The sequence below is a fragment of the Pseudomonas gessardii genome (assembly GCF_001983165.1).
GTDB lineage: Bacteria > Pseudomonadota > Gammaproteobacteria > Pseudomonadales > Pseudomonadaceae > Aquipseudomonas > Aquipseudomonas gessardii.
In genome coordinates, this window is record NZ_MNPU01000146.1 from 1 (window position 1) to 632 (window position 632).

A 632-nucleotide genomic window follows, 5' to 3' on the forward strand; every position below is an offset into this window, starting at 1 on the left:
CATGACTGGGGTGAAGTCGTAACAAGGTAGCCGTAGGGGAACCTGCGGCTGGATCACCTCCTTAATCGACGACATCAGCTGCTCCATAAGTTCCCACACGAATTGCTTGATTCATTGAAGAAGACGAAAAGAAGCAGCCCGAAATTGGGTCTGTAGCTCAGTTGGTTAGAGCGCACCCCTGATAAGGGTGAGGTCGGCAGTTCGAATCTGCCCAGACCCACCAATTTTGTGTGGGAAACGCCTGTAGAAATACGGGGCCATAGCTCAGCTGGGAGAGCGCCTGCCTTGCACGCAGGAGGTCAACGGTTCGATCCCGTTTGGCTCCACCACTACTGCTTCTGTTTGTAGAAAGCTTAGAAATGAGCATTCCATCATTGTGATGGTGAATGTTGATTTCTAGTCTTTGACTAGTTCGTTCTTTAAAAATTTGGGTATGTGATAGAAAGATAGACTGAACGTTACTTTCACTGGTAACGGATCAGGCTAAGGTAAAATTTGTGAGTGGCTCTTAATTGAGTATGATCGAATTTTCGGCGAATGTTGTCTTCACAGTATAACCAGATTGCTTGGGGTTATATGGTCAAGTGAAGAAGCGCATACGGTGGATGCCTTGGCAGTCAGAGGCGATGAAA

Annotated in this window: 2 tRNA genes and 1 rRNA gene; all 3 read left to right on the forward strand. The window is 47.2% G+C overall.

The window, feature by feature from the left end:
* Positions 1-64 (forward strand): 16S ribosomal RNA (locus BLL38_RS30050); the annotation flags it as partial.
* A gap of 82 nt (positions 65-146) precedes the next feature.
* Positions 147-223 (forward strand) — tRNA-Ile (locus BLL38_RS30055).
* Between the two features lie 30 nt (positions 224-253).
* Positions 254-329 (forward strand) — tRNA-Ala (locus BLL38_RS30060).
* Positions 330-632 lie beyond the last annotated feature (303 nt).